Origin of the sequence: Paraburkholderia adhaesiva, assembly GCF_021390575.1 — a bacterium.
Taxonomy (GTDB): Bacteria; Pseudomonadota; Gammaproteobacteria; order Burkholderiales; family Burkholderiaceae; genus Paraburkholderia; species Paraburkholderia adhaesiva.
On the sequence record NZ_JAJEJQ010000001.1, the window covers coordinates 1,648,352 to 1,664,042 of the forward strand.

General features: G+C 65.0%; 17 protein-coding genes. 2 read left to right on the plus strand and 15 right to left on the minus strand.

Annotation, left to right across the window (positions count from 1 at the left end; all coding sequences use genetic code 11):
* Window positions 1-216 precede the first annotated feature (216 nt).
* From L0U80_RS07365 to mltG, 7 genes are all read right to left on the minus strand, one after another.
* Window positions 217-573: a Rap1a/Tai family immunity protein gene (locus tag L0U80_RS07365; protein ID WP_233863308.1), complete on the minus strand. Its 357-nt coding sequence runs from the start codon at window positions 571-573 to the stop codon at window positions 217-219.
* An 84-nt stretch (window positions 574-657) separates the two neighbouring features.
* On the minus strand, window positions 658-1,401 hold the full coding sequence (locus L0U80_RS07370; protein ID WP_233863309.1) for an ankyrin repeat domain-containing protein: 744 nt from the start codon (window positions 1,399-1,401) through the stop codon (window positions 658-660).
* A 67-nt stretch (window positions 1,402-1,468) separates the two neighbouring features.
* Window positions 1,469-2,254, minus strand: a complete 786-nt coding sequence (locus L0U80_RS07375) for a TatD family hydrolase (RefSeq protein ID WP_233863310.1) — start codon at window positions 2,252-2,254, stop codon at window positions 1,469-1,471.
* Window positions 2,255-2,271: 17 nt separating this feature from the next.
* Window positions 2,272-2,784, minus strand: coding sequence for a GNAT family N-acetyltransferase (locus L0U80_RS07380; RefSeq protein ID WP_233863311.1), 513 nt, complete (start codon window positions 2,782-2,784; stop codon window positions 2,272-2,274).
* A 116-nt stretch (window positions 2,785-2,900) separates the two neighbouring features.
* Entirely contained in the window at window positions 2,901-3,938 is a 1,038-nt protein-coding gene (locus L0U80_RS07385; protein WP_233863312.1) for a DNA polymerase III subunit delta', read from the minus strand.
* Between the two features lie 85 nt (window positions 3,939-4,023).
* A complete protein-coding gene (gene tmk / locus L0U80_RS07390; protein WP_233863313.1) occupies window positions 4,024-4,644 on the minus strand; it encodes a dTMP kinase in 621 nt (206 codons plus the stop codon).
* The gene (gene mltG / locus L0U80_RS07395; RefSeq protein WP_233863314.1) at window positions 4,645-5,655 is read right to left on the minus strand and encodes an endolytic transglycosylase MltG; all 1,011 of its coding nucleotides are present in this window, start codon (window positions 5,653-5,655) and stop codon (window positions 4,645-4,647) included.
* Between the two features lie 78 nt (window positions 5,656-5,733).
* On the opposite strand from mltG, the gene ygfZ reads away from it, so the two are divergent.
* Window positions 5,734-6,762: a CAF17-like 4Fe-4S cluster assembly/insertion protein YgfZ gene (gene ygfZ / locus L0U80_RS07400; RefSeq protein ID WP_233863315.1), complete on the plus strand. Its 1,029-nt coding sequence runs from the start codon at window positions 5,734-5,736 to the stop codon at window positions 6,760-6,762.
* A gap of 81 nt (window positions 6,763-6,843) precedes the next feature.
* Window positions 6,844-7,677 carry an NRDE family protein gene (locus L0U80_RS07405; RefSeq protein ID WP_233863316.1) on the plus strand — a complete coding sequence of 278 codons (834 nt, stop codon included), beginning with the start codon at window positions 6,844-6,846 and terminating at the stop codon, window positions 7,675-7,677.
* A 21-nt stretch (window positions 7,678-7,698) separates the two neighbouring features.
* Here L0U80_RS07405 and L0U80_RS07410 read toward each other — a convergent pair whose 3' ends face one another.
* From L0U80_RS07410 to L0U80_RS07445, 8 genes are all read right to left on the minus strand, one after another.
* On the minus strand, window positions 7,699-8,661 hold the full coding sequence (locus L0U80_RS07410; protein ID WP_233863317.1) for an alpha/beta hydrolase: 963 nt from the start codon (window positions 8,659-8,661) through the stop codon (window positions 7,699-7,701).
* A 2-nt stretch (window positions 8,662-8,663) separates the two neighbouring features.
* Window positions 8,664-9,551: an SDR family oxidoreductase gene (locus L0U80_RS07415; RefSeq protein WP_233863318.1), complete on the minus strand. Its 888-nt coding sequence runs from the start codon at window positions 9,549-9,551 to the stop codon at window positions 8,664-8,666.
* 86 nt (window positions 9,552-9,637) lie between these two features.
* Complete coding sequence (locus tag L0U80_RS07420) at window positions 9,638-10,636, minus strand: NADP-dependent oxidoreductase (protein WP_233863319.1); 999 nt, start codon at window positions 10,634-10,636, stop codon at window positions 9,638-9,640.
* A gap of 63 nt (window positions 10,637-10,699) precedes the next feature.
* Window positions 10,700-11,197 carry a PaaI family thioesterase gene (locus L0U80_RS07425; protein ID WP_233863320.1) on the minus strand — a complete coding sequence of 166 codons (498 nt, stop codon included), beginning with the start codon at window positions 11,195-11,197 and terminating at the stop codon, window positions 10,700-10,702.
* Window positions 11,198-11,205: 8 nt separating this feature from the next.
* Complete coding sequence (locus L0U80_RS07430) at window positions 11,206-11,508, minus strand: Dabb family protein (RefSeq protein ID WP_267954768.1); 303 nt, start codon at window positions 11,506-11,508, stop codon at window positions 11,206-11,208.
* A gap of 139 nt (window positions 11,509-11,647) precedes the next feature.
* On the minus strand, window positions 11,648-12,826 hold the full coding sequence (locus L0U80_RS07435; protein ID WP_233863322.1) for an acetyl-CoA C-acyltransferase: 1,179 nt from the start codon (window positions 12,824-12,826) through the stop codon (window positions 11,648-11,650).
* A gap of 95 nt (window positions 12,827-12,921) precedes the next feature.
* Window positions 12,922-13,557 carry a bifunctional nicotinamidase/pyrazinamidase gene (gene pncA, locus L0U80_RS07440; RefSeq protein ID WP_233863323.1) on the minus strand — a complete coding sequence of 212 codons (636 nt, stop codon included), beginning with the start codon at window positions 13,555-13,557 and terminating at the stop codon, window positions 12,922-12,924.
* Window positions 13,558-13,583: 26 nt separating this feature from the next.
* Window positions 13,584-15,665 (minus strand): 3-hydroxyacyl-CoA dehydrogenase NAD-binding domain-containing protein, encoded by a 2,082-nt coding sequence (locus tag L0U80_RS07445; protein WP_233863324.1) that lies wholly within the window; start codon window positions 15,663-15,665, stop codon window positions 13,584-13,586.
* Between the last annotated feature and the right edge of the window lie 26 nt (window positions 15,666-15,691).

Here is a 15,691-nt window from a genome sequence, read left to right on the forward strand (position 1 = left end):
GCGCACCGGGCGATCCGCAACGTCGTGCGTCCTGCTACACCTGCTACTTCACGTCCGCGCTTCGTCGATCGCCCGGCGCGCCATGCACAGCAAGCCGGGGCGAAAAGCCGACCGCGTCGGCCATTCACCGCGCAATCCCCGTCAGGTCATGCAAGGTCTTTCAAGGTCCCAGATCAGCCGATCACGCGATCAGCCAATCCGGAAGTACGACGGGACTCAGTTGCCGGCCTTGCAGGGAAACGCCTTCCCGAGCCCGAGCGAGACCGCCGTGCTTGCGTTATAGCCCGCGACGTTCGGGTTATCGGCGATGTACTTGCGTACCGCGTCGGTGAGCTGCGCCGAGCGCGCGTCCGGCGGCAGGCAGAAGTACTGGCCGACGCGCGGCCCAGTCGTGCCGCCGATTGCATCGATTGTGTTGAACACCCCGTCAGCGGCACCTTCGATGTACGCCGCGCACGCCGCGCGCGAGGCGATATCGGTCTTCATGCAAAGCCGGTTGAGGTCGCCTGCCGTGAAGGCAAATGCCGAAATCGGCAAGACGAGCGCGCCGGCGCAAATCAGAGCCCGCAGCATGGTTCTCCTTGTTCGTTACGTGTAGTGAGGCACCGCGTTCGAGGCTCGGCGAGCCGCCGGCCGGTCTGGGCGCCGGCAGTCTCGTTATTTTGCACTGTTTTGCGGTGCCGCCGTGTTACCGGCCGGGGCGCCCGATTGCGCCATCCGCGCGGACAAGCCCTTGATTGCGTCAGGCGCCTTGTACTGCTTCGCGAAATCGAGCGCGTTCATGCCGATCTGGTTCTTCGCGCTGACGTCCGCGCCGTTGTCGAGCAACAGCTTGAGCGTCGTGAGGTGATCGCCTCGCGCGGCCATCATGAGCGGCGTCGTGCCGTTGGGCGACTGAGCGTCGACGAAAGCCGAATGGTCGAGCAGCAGCTTGACGATGTCGTCGTTGCCATTCGCCGCCGCGTAATGCAGCGGGGCCCAGCCTTTCTTGTTCACTTCGGCGCCCTTCGCGATGAGCAGCTTCGCGAGGCCCATGTCGCCGTTGAGCGCGGCCAGCATGAGCGCGTTTTCGCCCGCCGTATCCTCGGCTCCTACCTTGGTGGCCGGATTGTCGAGCAGGAGCGCGGCCACCTTATCGGACTTCTCGCGTGCGGCGATCACGAGGAGCGGCATGCCGTGGTCGTCGGTGGCATTCGGGTCCTGACCCTTGGCGAGCTCTTTCGCAATGCTCTTGTCGTCGTCGAACTTGACGGATTTCACGACCGAGTCGATCGACGCGGCGTGTGCGGGCACCGTGGCCAGCAGCGCGGCACTCACGGCACAGGCGAGCGCGGCGCTCGCGCGCCGAACGGACGCGGCACGAACGGAAGAGACGGCGGGCAAAAGCGGCTTTGAGTTCATGTCAAACCTTAACTTTATTCGGTATGTTACTGATAAAAGACGATATTGCCAGCTTGCGGAAACCGGATCAAACCGCCGCCGGAATCTTGAAGAGCCGGAAGAAGTTCTGCGTGGTAGCCGCGCCGAGTTCGGCATCGGTCATCCCGCGCTGCTGCGCAATAAATCTTCCGACATGGCCCACGTACGCAGGTTCATTAGGTTTGCCGCGATATGGCACTGGCGCAAGATAAGGCGAGTCGGTTTCGATCAACAGACGCTCGATCGGCACCCGGCGCGCGACCTCCTGGACATCGGTCGCGCTTTTGAACGTCACGATGCCCGACAGCGAGATGTAGAAGTTCTGCGCGAGCGCGCGCTCGGCGATCGGCCAGGGTTCGGTGAAGCAGTGCATCACGCCGCCCGGCTCGCCTGCCCGTTCCTCCTCCATGAGGCGCAGGGTGTCGTCCGCGGACGCGCGCGTGTGGACGATCAGCGGTTTTCCCGTGGCGTGCGCCGCACGAATATGGGTGCGAAAGCGCTCGCGCTGCCATTCCATGTCGGCGATGGTGCGCTCGCCCAAGCGGTAGTAATCGAGCCCCGTTTCGCCGATCGCGACCACCTTGGGATGGGCGGCCAGTTCGACCAGTTCGGCGACGGTGGGCTCCTTCGCGTCCTCGTGATCGGGATGGACGCCCACCGAAGCGAAAACATTCTCGAAGCGATTCGCGATGTCGATGACCGACGGTAGCGTCTCGAGATCGACCGAAACGCAGAGTGCGTGCGTCACGGCGTTCGAGCGCATGTTCTCGAGCACCTCCGGCAGGCGGTCGCCGAGGCCTTCGAAGTTGATGTGGCAATGTGAATCGACAAACATGGGCAGTCCTGCGGGGTTCAGGCGGCGGGCGCGGTGTCGAGCCGCTTGCCGAGGATGACGAGATCGCGTTCGACGCCATCGAGCACGGCGACGCGCGGCAGCGTCCCCCACACGGTAAAACCGAAGCCGCTGAAAAGCCGTACGCTCGGCTCGTTGTGGCCGAACACGAAACCGAGCACCGTGTGGATGTCGAGTCGCGGCGCGGCCTCGATGGCGGCGTCCAGCAGCTGGCGGCCAAGCCCCTTGCCGCGCGCGGCCTCATCGAGGTAGATGCTGACCTCGGACGTGTGACGGTAGGCCGGGCGTCCGTAAAAATCGGAGAAGCTAAGCCACGCGATCACGCGGCCGCCTTCTTCGACCACCCACAGCGGCCGCTTCGCGGGGCCGTGCGCCTCGAACCACGCCAGGCGGCTTTCGACGCTCACCGGCTCCAGATCGGCTGTGACCTGCCGCGAAGGCACGGTGGAGTTGTAGATCGCGACGATTGCGGGCAGATCGTCGAGGGTGGCATCCCGGTAAGCAAGGCTCATGGTGATCAGATTTTGGATGGGGCCGGCCGTGCTGCAAAGGGCGCGCGGCCGGCCGGGTCAGTCAGGTCTGGTTAAACGGGCTCAGCGGCCTCAGCGGCCTCGGGTTCAGACGAACCTCAGGCAAACAATTCACGATAGCCGAGAAACAACTCCTCGAACACGAGGCGCGCGTTCAGCGGATGGTTCTCCACGGCGCGCTGACGCGTGACAGCCTTCAGATAGCGGGCCAGTGCCGGAGCGTCGAGCTTCGCGGCGCAGCGCGCGAGCGCGGCGTTCGCTTGAGGGAAATAGCGCGGGCGGCCCGCAGTCCGCTCGGCGAGGAGGTCGTAGACCCAGCGCTGCAGCCAGCCGAGCACGAGCGGCACCGGCAGTTTCTGCAGCGTCTCCCCACACGCGAAGGCGTCGCACGCGGCGCCCGCCGAAAGCTGCGCAATGGTCCAGTCGCGCAGCGGGCGGTTCTCGTCGTTGGCAAGCGCGAGTGCTGCCAGCGGCGCGCCGCCCGCCTCGGCAAGGAGGCCCGTGGCGTCGGCGATACCTTGCGCCGCGAGCCACGCCGTCGCAGCCTCGGGCGCGGGCGTGCCCATCGGCCACTGGCGGCAGCGGCTGATGATCGTCGGCAAGAGCCGGTCGATGCGCGCGCTAACGAGCAGGAACACGACGCCCGCGGGCGGTTCTTCGAGTGTTTTCAGCAGGGCATTGGCAGCGGCCACGTTGAGGGCCTCGGCCGGATACAGCACGACCACGCGCATACCGCCGCGATGCGAGCCGACGCTGGTGAAATCGAGCAACGCGCGCACCTGCTCGATGCGGATTTCCTTGCTCGGCGTGCGACTTTTCTTGCCGTCGTCGTCGCCCTTTTCGGCTGCTTTCTCGTTGTCCTCGGCACCGGCCGAGCCAACTTCGGCGGCCAGCGCCTCAGGGACGACGATGCGGTAGTCGGGATGATTGCCCTGGACGAACCAGTTACACGCGGAGCAGGTGCCGCACGGCTCGCCGTTGGGCTTCGGCGCTTCGCAGAGCAGTCCCTTCGCGAGGTGCTGCGCGAAATGAAGCTTCCCGATCCCCGCCTGGCCGTGCAGCAGCAGCGCGTGCGGCCAGTGGCTACGCAGTTGCTGAAGGCGCTCCCAGTCTACGGTCTGCCACGGATAAATCATTTTTTATCAATCAGTTAGCCGATAAAACCAGGAATTGAGTCGAGGTTTACATCGAGACATAAATTTGTCAAATAATGCTTTTTAATCAAACCTTTGCAATTATTTGTTCAAGCTGTTTGCGAATCACATCGATGCTCTGACTCGAATCGATAATCGCAAACCGGTGCGGCGCCTCTTCGGCCCGGCGCAGATATTCCCCGCGCGTACGCGCAAAGAAAGCGTCCGTCTCGCTCTCGAAGCGGTCCGGCTCGCGCGCGGCGCCTCGGCGCTCGCTGGCCGTATCGGGCGGAATGTCGAACAGCACCGTCAAGTCGGGCTGAAAACCGCCCTGCACCCACCGCTCCAGGGTCTCCAGCTTGTCGCGCGGCAATCCGCGGCCGCCGCCCTGGTAGGCGAAGGTGGCGTCTGTGAAACGATCCGAGAGCACCCAGTCGCCGCGCGCGAGCGCCGGCTCGATGAGCTGCGCAAGATGTTCGCGGCGCGCCCCGAACATCAGCAGCGCCTCGGTCTCGAGGTCCATTGGCTGGTGCAGCAGAATCTCGCGCAATGTTTCGCCGAGGGGCGTACCGCCCGGCTCACGCGTCATGACCACCGTCTGCCCGGTCGGCGCAAGCTTTTCGACGAGCCTGTCGCGGAACCAGGCTAGATGCGTGGTCTTGCCCGCGCCGTCGATGCCCTCGAACGTGATGAATCGGCCCCGCGCCATTTACTGCCCCCGAATGTATTTGTCGACGGCCTTGTTGTGGTCGCCGAGATTGTCGGAAAAGACACTGCTGCCATCGCCGCGCGCCACGAAATACAGCGCGGTGGTCGGTGCCGGATTCAGCGCCGCCTGCAACGACGCGACGCCCGGCAGTGCGATGGGCGTCGGCGGCAACCCGGTGCGCACGTACGTATTGTAAATAGTGTCGGTTCGCAGATCGCGCTTGTGCAGATGCCCGTCGTAGTTGCCCCCGAGCCCGTAAATCACCGACGGATCGGTCTGGAGCGGCATGCCCGCACGCAGACGGTTCAAAAATACAGCGGCTACGAGCGGCCGGTCGCCCGCACGGCCGGTCTCCTTCTCGACCAGCGATGCGAGCGTCAGCGCCTCATACGGCGTCGTCACCGGCAGCCCCGGCGCGCGCGCGGCCCATGCCTCGTCGAGGCGCGTCTGCATTAACCGATAGGCGCGACGATACACATCGATATCGCTCGAATTCTTGTCGAACAAATAAGTGTCGGGAAAAAACAGGCCCTCGGCGTTACCTGAGGGCATGGCTGGCGCACCGATCGCGGCCAGGATTTCGGCATCCGTCAGGCCGATGCTGTCATGGCGCAGCGCAGGATTCGCATTGAGTTCGGTGCGCATGCGCTTGAACGTCCAGCCTTCGATGATCGTCGCGACGTATTCGTTGACGTCGCCGAGCGCCATCTTCTGCAACACCTGATACGGCGTCACACCGAGCTTGAACTCGTAGTTGCCGGATTTCAGCTGGCTCTGGAGGCCCAGCACGCGGGTCATCAGCACGAACAGTTCGGTCTGGACCGGCACGCCGCCGTGGCGCAGCTGCGCTGTGGCACTGCGCACGGAGCTGTGCGGCTTGATGGTGACATCGAGCTGCTCGGAGGCGAGATCGACAGGCGTATTGGCCCAATGCCAGACACCCGCCACGGCGCCAGCGCCAAGCACGGCGAGCGTGGCGGCGGCAACAAGGCATTTCTTCAGAAGGGACATGCGGAACACGGCTCGGAATGACCTCATATAATAACTGCTCGCTCTCGCCAAAGTCAGGATTGACTGTTACCCGAATCCATGAACTCCCCGCTCGACTCCGCCGCCACGCTCTCTCCCGCCGCCGAACGCCCTGCCAGTGCCGATTTCGACGCCGTGCTCAAGGGTGGCGCCTACGCGCTCCTGCCGCAGTTCGGCGTAATCGATGCCAACGGCGACGACGCTGCCAGCTTTCTGCACAACCAGCTTACCAATGACATCCAGCATCTCGACGTGACCGGCGCGCGGCTCGCGGGCTACTGCTCGCCGAAGGGCCGCCTGCTCGCGTCGTTTCTCGCGTGGAAGACCGGCGAGACGATCCGCCTCCTGATTTCGAAGGACGTGCAGGCGAGCGTGCAGAAACGGCTCTCGATGTTCGTCCTCCGCGCGAAGGCAAAGCTCACCGACGACAGCGACAAACTGCTCGTCGTCGGTCTCGCAGGCGACGTGCGCGGTCCGCTCGCCGCCCAGTTCGATGCGCTGCCCGATGGCGTCCATGTCAAGGTGGACGATCCGTCCGGCACGCTGATCCGTCTGCCCGACGCGGCCGGTCTCCTGCGCTTTCTGTGGGTTGGCCCGAAAGAAGCGGTCGAGGCGCGGCTCGCGGCGCTCGACGGCAAGTTGCAGCGCGTCGCGCCTGCGGTATGGGACTGGCTCGACATTCGCGCTGGCGAGCCGCGCATCACGCAGGCCGTCTCCGAGCAGTTCGTGCCGCAGATGGTCAACTATGACGTGCTCGGCGGCGTGAACTTCAAGAAGGGCTGCTATCCGGGCCAGGAAGTCGTCGCGCGCAGCCAGTATCGCGGCACGATCAAGCGCCGCACGGCGCTCGCGAGCGTTGCGGCGAGCCTCGATGCCGCACGCGCGGGCGTCGAACTCTTCCACTCCGACGATCCGGGCCAGCCGTGCGGCATGATCGTCAACGCGGCAGCGGCGCCGGATGGCGGCGTCGACCTGCTCGCCGAAATCAAGCTCGCCGCGCTCGAATCGGGCAGCGTGCATCTGGGCGCCGCCGAGGGACCCGCGCTGCGCTTCCTGCCGCTGCCCTACGCTCTGCCCGACGAGGTCTGACGCGTTGACGGCGTTCCATTCGATCGCGCGCGGCGCTGCGGTTTCCGCTGGTATGTCACAGCGTGCCGGGAGCTTTGCGCTATGTGCCTGATCGTTTTCGACTGGCGCCCGCACGCGACCGATGGCGCGCTCTTCACGCTCGCAGCCAATCGCGACGAATTCCTGCGCCGCACGGCCGATCCGCTGCACTGGTGGCACGACGCCCCTGACGTGCTTGCGGGGAGAGACCTCGTGGGTGGCGGGACCTGGCTCGGCATGACGCGCGGCGGCCGCTTCGCCGCGCTGACGAACTACCGCGCACCGCACGAGATGCGCCCTGACGCGCCCACGCGAGGCACGCTCGTCTCGGCGTGGCTCACGGGGGCCGAGGGCCAGCCGGATACGCCGCTCGGCTATCTCGCCGAGGTCGCGCGCAATGGCAGCCTCTACAACGGCTTCAATCTGGTGGTCGGGGACTGGACGCGACGCGAGCTGGCCTGGTACTGCAATCGCGGCGATCTCGCACCTGCGCTGCTTCCCGAGGGCACACACGGGATTTCGAACGCCGTGCTCGACACACCGTGGCCCAAGCTCGTGAAAAAGCGCGCGGAACTCGCGCGGCTCGTCGATGGCGCAGCACCCGCCGCGCCCGCACCGCTGGAACGGTTCGTGGCCATGATGCGCGATCCGCAAATCGCCCGCGACGACGAACTGCCCGCCACCGGCATCCCGCTCGAGCGCGAACGCGCGCTTTCGGCGGCCTTCATCGAGACACCCGAATACGGCACGCGCGGCACAACCGCAGTCCGCGTGAGCCTCAACGGCGGGCGCGTCGAGGTCGAAGCCCTCGAACGCAGCGACGACAACGGCTCGCACCGCATCACGCGCCCCGGCGACTTCGAGCGCCGCGAAGCGTTCGCGCTCGCCGCGCGCTAAGCGCATCGCCGCCGGGCGCGCTCAGTCGCCGATGCCGAACGCCTCGCGCAACGCGCGTGCCGCATCGGCGTGTGCGCGACGCGCATCCTCAACGAAACCGCCCATCTTGAAGAATTCGTGGATCATGCCGTCGTAGTGAACGAGCGTCACCGCGTTGCCCGCGTCGCGAAGCTTGTCGGCATACGCCTTGCCTTCATCGACTAGCGGATCGTATTGCGCCACGGCGATCCACGCGGATGCGAGGCCCGCTAAATCCGGCGCGTCACGCGTGCCGTCGAGCGGCGCAAAACGCCAGTCGTCGCGATCTCCGGCGTCGCGCACGTAGTGATTGAAGAACCACTGGATCGTTTCAGCCGTGAGCAGATGGCCATCTGCCAGCCGCGCATGCGAAGGCGTGTCCTGGTTGCCGCACGTGCCGGGGTAAATCAACATCTGCAGCACTGGCGCAATGCCGGCATCGCGCGCGAGTACGGCACACACCGCTGCGAGCGTGCCACCGGCACTGTCGCCACCCACCGCCAGACGCGCTGGATCGATCGCGAATTGCGCGGCGTGCGCGTGAAGCCAGGCGTAGGCATCGAAACTGTCATGAACGGCCGTCGGGAAACGATGTTCCGGTGCGAGCCGATAGTCCACCGACAAAACTGCACAACGCGCATCGCTCGCGAACATGCGGCACAGCGCGTCATGCGTGTCGACGCTGCCCACCGTGAAACCGCCTCCGTGGAAATACACGAGGGCGGGCAGCGGTTCGGCCCAGTGGGGCTCCACGGGGTAGTAGAGACGCGCGCGGATCGTGGTCCCATCGCGCACCGATACCCGCAGGTCCTCGACCGAATGCATCGGCGCGGACGCAATCTCCAGCACGGAAGCGCTCTTCTCGTAGGACGCGCGCGCCTCTAGCGGCGTGAGCGTGTGATACGGCGGCCGCTCCGCGCGGGCAACCATGTCGAGCACCAGTGCGATCTTCGCATTCAGCGTCATGTTTATTCGGGTGCTTTGGCTTCTTTTACTTCCGGCTTCAACGAAAGCGGATCCGTGGGGTTGCGCAATATTTCGATATCCTGATGACGCATTTTCACCGAACCAAGAATCGCCGGATGCGTGAGGATGTAGAAGCGCCCTTCGCGTACTGCTTCGAACGTCTGCGTCGCTACGTCGGCGGGCGTCAGGCGGCCCGAACGCACCGCGCGCTGCAACTGCAGATCCGCGGCCTGCTGCGAGCGCGTGGGCGGCGCATCGTTGCGCAGATCGTCAGGGCGGCTGCGCTCGGCATTGGCGATGCCCGTGGGCACGAACGCCGGACACAGCAGCGAGCAGCCGACACTAGCGCCGACGCTCTTGAGGTCGTGATATAGCGTCTCCGTAAGCGAGACGACCGCGTGCTTCGACGCGTTATAGACACTCATCGCGGGCGGCGACAGGAGCCCCGCCACCGACGCCGTATTGACGATGTGCGCACGCTCGCCCTGGGCCAGCATGATCGGAGTAAACGTGCGCACGCCGTTCGCGACGCCGAACACGTTAACGCCGAACACCCATTCCCAGTCCTTCGCGCTGCTCTCCCATACGAAACCGCCGGTGCCGACGCCTGCGTTGTTGAAAAGCAGATGCACGCGGCCATAGGCGTCGAGCGTCGCTTTCGCGAGCGCATCGACCGCTGCGGGGTCGCGCACGTCGGTCGGCACGCCGATCGCTTCGGCACCCGCCGCGCGCAACGTTGCGACGGTTGCATCGAGCGACGTCTTGTCGACGTCGGCCAGCACGAGCTTCATGCCGAGCGCGGCGGCCTTGTCTGCGAACGCGCGGCCGAAGCCGCTCGCCGCGCCCGTGATGACGGCCACGCGGCCGTCGAACTGAAACGGATCAGCCATTGCATATCCTGCGAGAAGCATGGGTAAAGAAACCGGGCCGGCGTAAGTGCGCGGGCCCGGCGGAATGATGAAACGGTGGAACCGCGTCAGATCAGCTTGACGAGTTGCTTGCCGAAATTCTGGCCCTTGAGCATGCCGAGGAACGCAGCGGGAGCGTTTTCGAGCCCTTCGGCCACCGTCTCGCGGTATGTGAGCTGCTTTTGCGCGACGAGCGCACCGAGTTCTGCGAGCGCCTGCGGCCACACGTCCATGTGCTCGCTGACGATGAAGCCTTGCACGAGCAAGCGCTGCGTCAGCATCAACGCCGGGTATTTGAGCGGTTGCGGATTGCCCTCGTAGCCCGAGATCATGCCGCACAGCGCTATGCGCCCGAATGCGTTCATGCGGGCGAGCGTCGCATCGAGCACTTCGCCGCCGACGTTTTCGAAGCAGCCATCGATGCCGTTGGGCGTCGCCGCCTTTAGGTCGTGATAGAGATTGCCGGCCTTGTAATCAACGCACGCGTCGAAGCCGAGCGTTTCTACGACATAGCGACACTTCTCTTCACCACCCGCGATGCCGACCGCGCGACAACCCGCGCGCTTCGCGAGCTGACCGACCACGCTGCCGACCGCGCCGCTCGCTGCGCTCACTACGACCGTCTCGCCAGCCTTCGGCGCGATGATGCGATTCAGACCGTACCAGGCAGTGACGCCCGGCATGCCCACGGGACCGAGGTACGCCGAGAGCGGGACGTGCGTCGTATCGACGGCGACGAGGCCGGTGCCGTCCGACGTGCCGAACTCCTGCCAGCCGAACATGCCCACCACCTTGTCGCCGGCCTTGAACTTCGGATTCTGCGATTCGACCACCTCGCCCACCGTGCCGCCGATCATCACTTCGCCGAGCGGTTGCGGTGTGGCGTACGACTTCGCATCGCTCATGCGGCCGCGCATATAGGGATCGAGCGACAAATAATGATTGCGCACACGCACCTGCCCAACTTCGAGCGGCGCGAGCGGCGTCTCGACGAGACGGAAGTTGTCGACGCTCGCGGCACCGGTCGGGCGCGACACGAGCAGGATCTGGCGATTGGTCTGGGTCATGGCGTTCGCTCTGCGGCACGAAAGCCGCACGTGTTGGAATTGATTGGGGCGACGCGGACGCGATTAGCCGTCGCTCGGTCCCGGTTTCGCGCTGGGGTCGCTGCGCAGTCGCTGACGCGTCACGTCACGTCCCACAGCGAGCCTGCGCATGTACTTGAAGGTGCCGAGCGCCTTGGCGACGAAATGGCCCTCGCTGTCGCGGATTTCGCCTTCGCAATAGGCCATCGTCGTCGAACGATGCAGTACGCGGCCATACGCGCGCAACTCGCCGCGTCCTGGCTGCATGAAATTCACTTTCATCTCGACCGTGACAACGCCGACGCCATCTGCCGCCAGGCTGCGCGCCGCCATCGCGAGCGCGATATCGGCGAGCGTCATCGTCACACCGCCGTGCACGACGTCCCAAGTGTTGAGGTGCCACTCGAGAAGCGGCAGCGCGATTTCACTCGCACCGTCGCGCGCGCTCACGAGTTGCGCGCCGAGGTGATCGACGAACGGACTTTCGACGATCATCTGCGGCGTTTGCACCGTGCCGCCCGCGAGCTCTGCCTGATCGGTCATGAGCGAACTCACAGCAAGTGGTCGACGCACTGGCGGCTTTCGGTCACCGCCTTCGCGAACTGCTTCACGACGAGGTGATCGGGATGGTCCTGGTAGGCGTCGAGCGCAGCCTTGTCGGCGAAATCGGAGACGAGTGCTATGTCGTACGTCGAAGGAAGGCCCGGTGCGGCGAGGCCGACTTCCAGACGCAGCGTGCCAGGTACGAGATCGCGGCAGCTTTCGAGCAAGGCTTTGAATTTAACGAGGTTTTCTTCGCGCGTCGCGCCCTCGGCCGACTCTTTGAGCTTCCACATCACGATATGACGGATCAACGTATTCACCTTTTCTGCTTGCATTGAACGGGTGCGGCGCCTCGCGCGCACCGACAGACGTGATGATACCCGTCCTCGCTGCGCGGCGAGCGGCCCCTTGCAAGGCGCGCGGCCCGCTCGTCGCACCGTCTCCGCCGGATCAGACGACCTCGAAAAGACCCGCTGCGCCCTGCCCGCCGCCGATGCACATCGTCACCACGACGAATTTCGCACCGCGACGCTTGCCTTCGATCAGCGCGTGGCCCGTGAGGCGTGCGCCCGACACGCCGTACGGATGCCCGACGGCAATCGCGCCGCCGTTCACGTTCAGGCGGTCATTGGGGATGCCGAGTTTGTCGCGGCAGTAGAGCACTTGCACGGCGAACGCCTCGTTCAGCTCCCACAAGCCGATGTCCTCGACCGTAAGTCCTGCCTGCTTGAGCAGCTTCGGCACCGCGAACACCGGGCCGATACCCATCTCGTCCGGCTCGCAGCCCGCCACGGCGAAGCCGCGAAAGATGCCGAGCGGCGTGAGACCCTCGCGCTCCGCGACCTTCGCGTTCATCACGACACAGGCACTCGCACCATCCGAGAACTGGCTCGCGTTGCCCGCCGTGACGACGCCGCCCGGCAGCGCCGTGCGGATCTTCGAGACGCCCTCGAGCGTTGTGTCCGCGCGGATGCCTTCGTCGGCGGCAATCGTCACCGCCTTCGTGAGGAGCTGGCCGCTCGCCTTGTCGGCAACACCGGCGAGCACCGTCATCGGCACGATTTCCGCGTCGAAGAGTCCAGCTGCCTGCGCCGCCGCCGCGCGCTGCTGCGATTGCACGCCGTACTCGTCCTGGCGCTCCTTCGAAATGTGATAGCGCCTCGCGACGTTTTCGGCTGTCTGCAACATGCTCCAGTAGATCTCGGGCTTGTTCTGCGCGAGCCAGCCTTCCATCGCCATGTGGCGATTCATCTCGTTCTGCACGCACGAGATCGATTCCACTCCACCCGCGACGTACACGTCTCCCTCACCGGCGATCACACGTTGCGCTGCGAGCGCAATAGTTTGCAGTCCAGATGAACAGAAACGGTTCACGGTCATGGCCGGCACCGAGACGGGAAGCCCGGCGCGCAGGGCGATCTGGCGGGCGATGTTGCCGCCTGTCGCGCCTTCGGGGTTGGCGCAGCCCATGATCACGTCCTCGACGCGCGCCGGGTCGAGATTCGCGCGCTCGATGGCAGCCTTCGTCACGTGGCCGCCCAGTGTGGCCCCGTGGGTCATGTTGAACGCGCCTTTCCACGATTTGGCGAGGCCCGTGCGGGCAGTCGATACGATTACGGCGTCAGTCATGCGTGTCTCCATTTTCGACGCTTACTGCGGTTCCAAACGAAATTAGTTTCTCTGCAACGATGTTCCGCGCTGAACGGACGTCTTGTGAAATGGCCTCAAACGGCATTTCGCGCGACCTCGTCCGATTGCGTGCGCCGCACGCCTGCGGCGAGCAGTTGCTGCCACGCGGCGGCGAGCGAGCCGTTGAGATCGATCGCGCGCGAAGCGTCTTCGATCAACACGACTTCGAACCCGGCCGCGCGTGCATCGAGCGCGGACCACGCGACGCAATAGTCGGTCGCAAGTCCACAGCAGTACACGCGCTTCACGCCCGTGTCACGCAAATAGCCGGCGAGACCCGTGGGCGTCGTGCGGTCGGCTTCGAGAAATGCCGAGTAACTGTCCACGTCCGCGTGATGTCCTTTGCGAATGACCGCGCGTGCGTGCGGCACGTCCAGCCCGCGATGAAGCGCAGCACCCTCGGTGCCCTGCACGCAATGTGTCGGCCACAGCACCTGCTCGCCGTATGGCAGCGTGATCGTCTCGAACGGCTGGCGTCCAGCATGGTTCGCCGCAAACGAAACGTGCTGCGCCGGGTGCCAGTCCTGCGTGAGCACGACATGCTCGAAGCCCTGCGCGAGCCGGTTCACCACCGGCACGACTTCGTCGCCGTCCGCGACGGCGAGCGCCCCGCCCGGCATGAAGTCGTACTGCAGGTCAACCAGCAGCAACACATCGTCTGCGGTTCTCATGATGTCCGTCCGTGTCCGTCAACGATTCAGTTGAACGTCCCGTGTTCGTCGGCCAGCGCGGCCAGCGACGGTGCGATCTGCCACGCATCGCCATTGGCCTCGCGAGCGTAGCCGCGAATAGCGCGCGCCACGTTGTACAGGCCGACCGTGTCCGCGTAGAACATGGGGCCGCCGCGCCACAGCGGAAAGCCGTAACCGGTGAGGTAGACCATGTCGATGTCCGACGCCTTCGAAGCGATGCCCTCTGCGAGGATCTTCGCGCCTTCGTTCACGAGCGCGTACACGAGGCGCTCGACGATCTCCTCGTCGCCGATCTTGCGGCGCTTGATGCCCGCCTCGTTCGAATACGCGAGGATCATCTCGTCGACGAGAACCGAAGGCAGCGCGGCGCGCTCGCCCGGTTTGTAGTCGTACCAGCCTGCGCCGGTTTTCTGGCCGAACCGGCCGCTCTCGCAGAGGCGATCGGCGATCTTCGAATACTTGAGGTCCGGCTGCTCCTGATAGCGGCGCTTGCGGATCGCCCAGCCGATGTCATTGCCCGCGAGATCGCTCATGCGGAACGGCCCCATCGCAAAGCCGAATTTTTCGATTGCACGGTCGACCTGGGCGGGAAGCGCGCCTTCTTCCAGCATGTAGAGCGCCTGGCGGATGTACTGCTCGATCATGCGGTTGCCGATGAAACCGTCGCACACGCCCGATACCACCGCGGTCTTGCGGATCTTCTTCGCGAGCTGCATAACGGTGGCGAGCACGTCTTTCGCGGTGTCCTTGCCGCGCACGACTTCGAGCAGCTTCATGACGTTGGCCGGACTGAAAAAGTGCATGCCGACCACGTCCTGCGGCCGTTTCGTGAACGCGGCAATCTTGTTCAGATCGAGCGTCGACGTATTCGACGCGAGGATCGCACCGGCCTTCGCCACTTCGTCGAGGCGCTTGAATACCTGCTCCTTCACGCCAAGCTCTTCGAACACGGCTTCGATGATGAGATCGGCCTTGCCGAGGTCGTCATACGAAAGCGTCGGGCGAATCAGCGCCATGCGCGCTTCAAGCTTCTCCGCCGTGAGCTTCCCTTTTTTCAGCTGTACTTCATAATTTTTGCGGATCGTAGCGAGCCCGCGGTCAAGTGCGTCCTGCTTCGTTTCGAGAAGCGTGACCGGAATACCCGCGTTCAGGAAATTCATCGTGATGCCGCCGCCCATCGTCCCCGCGCCAATCACGGCGACCGTGGCGATTTCGCGGACGGCGGTGCTGGACGGTACGTCGGGAATCTTGCTCGCGGCGCGCTCACCGAAAAACGCGCGGCGCAGCGCGCGGCTTTCCGGCGTCTGGACGAGTTCGACGAAACACGCGCGCTCGAATGCAAGGCCCACGTTGAAACCCTGCTTCACGCCCATGGCGATGGCGTCCACGCATTTCACCGGTGCCGGATAGTTCTTCGACATCGCGGCTACGGTATTGCGCGAGAACTGCAGGAACCCTTCGGCATTCGGATGCTCGATCTTGCGGTCGCGCACGAGCGGATGCGGACCCGGCTTGTCGGCAGCCTTGCGCGCGAACGCGATGGCTTCATCGAGCAGATCGCCCTTTGCCATGGCGTCGAAAAGCCCCGACGTGGCGAGCTTGTCGGACAGCACCGGCGCGCCGCTCACGATCATGTTGAGCGCGGCTTCGAGACCGATCGCACGCGGCAGACGCTGCGTGCCTCCAGCGCCGGGCAGGATGCCGAGCTTCACTTCAGGCAGCGCGATCTGGGCACCAGGCGCGGCGATGCGATAGTGCGCGCTGAGTGCCAGTTCGAGGCCGCCGCCCATCGCGACGCTGTGGATGGCCACCACGACGGGCTTGGCGCTCTGTTCGACCGTTTTGATGACGGTATCGAGCGAAGGCTCCTGGAGTGCCGCTGGCGTGTTGAACTCGGTGATGTCCGCGCCGCCCGAGAATGCCTTGCCGGCACCCGTGATCACGATGGCGGCAATGGCCGGATCCTGCGCCGCGCGCGCGACGCCTTCGACGATGCCAGTGCGGGTCGATAGCCCAAGGCCGTTGACGGGCGGGTTGTTGAGCGTGATGACGGCGACACCGTCACGAGTCGAGTAGTCCACTGCCATTTGGCTGCCTCCATGCTTGCGGGTCG

Bases quoted from the DNA above. Each gene is read 5' to 3' on its own strand.
- L0U80_RS07365 (WP_233863308.1), bottom strand. From the start codon at position 573: ATGCTGCGGGCTCTGATTTGCGCCGGCGCGCTCGTCTTGCCGATTTCG.
- L0U80_RS07370 (WP_233863309.1), bottom strand. From the start codon at position 1,401: ATGAACTCAAAGCCGCTTTTGCCCGCCGTCTCTTCCGTTCGTGCCGCG.
- L0U80_RS07375 (WP_233863310.1), bottom strand. From the start codon at position 2,254: ATGTTTGTCGATTCACATTGCCACATCAACTTCGAAGGCCTCGGCGAC.
- L0U80_RS07380 (WP_233863311.1), bottom strand. From the start codon at position 2,784: ATGAGCCTTGCTTACCGGGATGCCACCCTCGACGATCTGCCCGCAATC.
- L0U80_RS07385 (WP_233863312.1), bottom strand. From the start codon at position 3,938: ATGATTTATCCGTGGCAGACCGTAGACTGGGAGCGCCTTCAGCAACTG.
- tmk (WP_233863313.1), bottom strand. From the start codon at position 4,644: ATGGCGCGGGGCCGATTCATCACGTTCGAGGGCATCGACGGCGCGGGC.
- mltG (WP_233863314.1), bottom strand. From the start codon at position 5,655: ATGTCCCTTCTGAAGAAATGCCTTGTTGCCGCCGCCACGCTCGCCGTG.
- ygfZ (WP_233863315.1), top strand. From the start codon at position 5,734: ATGAACTCCCCGCTCGACTCCGCCGCCACGCTCTCTCCCGCCGCCGAA.
- L0U80_RS07405 (WP_233863316.1), top strand. From the start codon at position 6,844: ATGTGCCTGATCGTTTTCGACTGGCGCCCGCACGCGACCGATGGCGCG.
- L0U80_RS07410 (WP_233863317.1), bottom strand. From the start codon at position 8,661: ATGACGCTGAATGCGAAGATCGCACTGGTGCTCGACATGGTTGCCCGC.
- L0U80_RS07415 (WP_233863318.1), bottom strand. From the start codon at position 9,551: ATGGCTGATCCGTTTCAGTTCGACGGCCGCGTGGCCGTCATCACGGGC.
- L0U80_RS07420 (WP_233863319.1), bottom strand. From the start codon at position 10,636: ATGACCCAGACCAATCGCCAGATCCTGCTCGTGTCGCGCCCGACCGGT.
- L0U80_RS07425 (WP_233863320.1), bottom strand. From the start codon at position 11,197: ATGACCGATCAGGCAGAGCTCGCGGGCGGCACGGTGCAAACGCCGCAG.
- L0U80_RS07435 (WP_233863322.1), bottom strand. From the start codon at position 12,826: ATGACTGACGCCGTAATCGTATCGACTGCCCGCACGGGCCTCGCCAAA.
- pncA (WP_233863323.1), bottom strand. From the start codon at position 13,557: ATGAGAACCGCAGACGATGTGTTGCTGCTGGTTGACCTGCAGTACGAC.
- L0U80_RS07445 (WP_233863324.1), bottom strand. From the start codon at position 15,665: ATGGCAGTGGACTACTCGACTCGTGACGGTGTCGCCGTCATCACGCTC.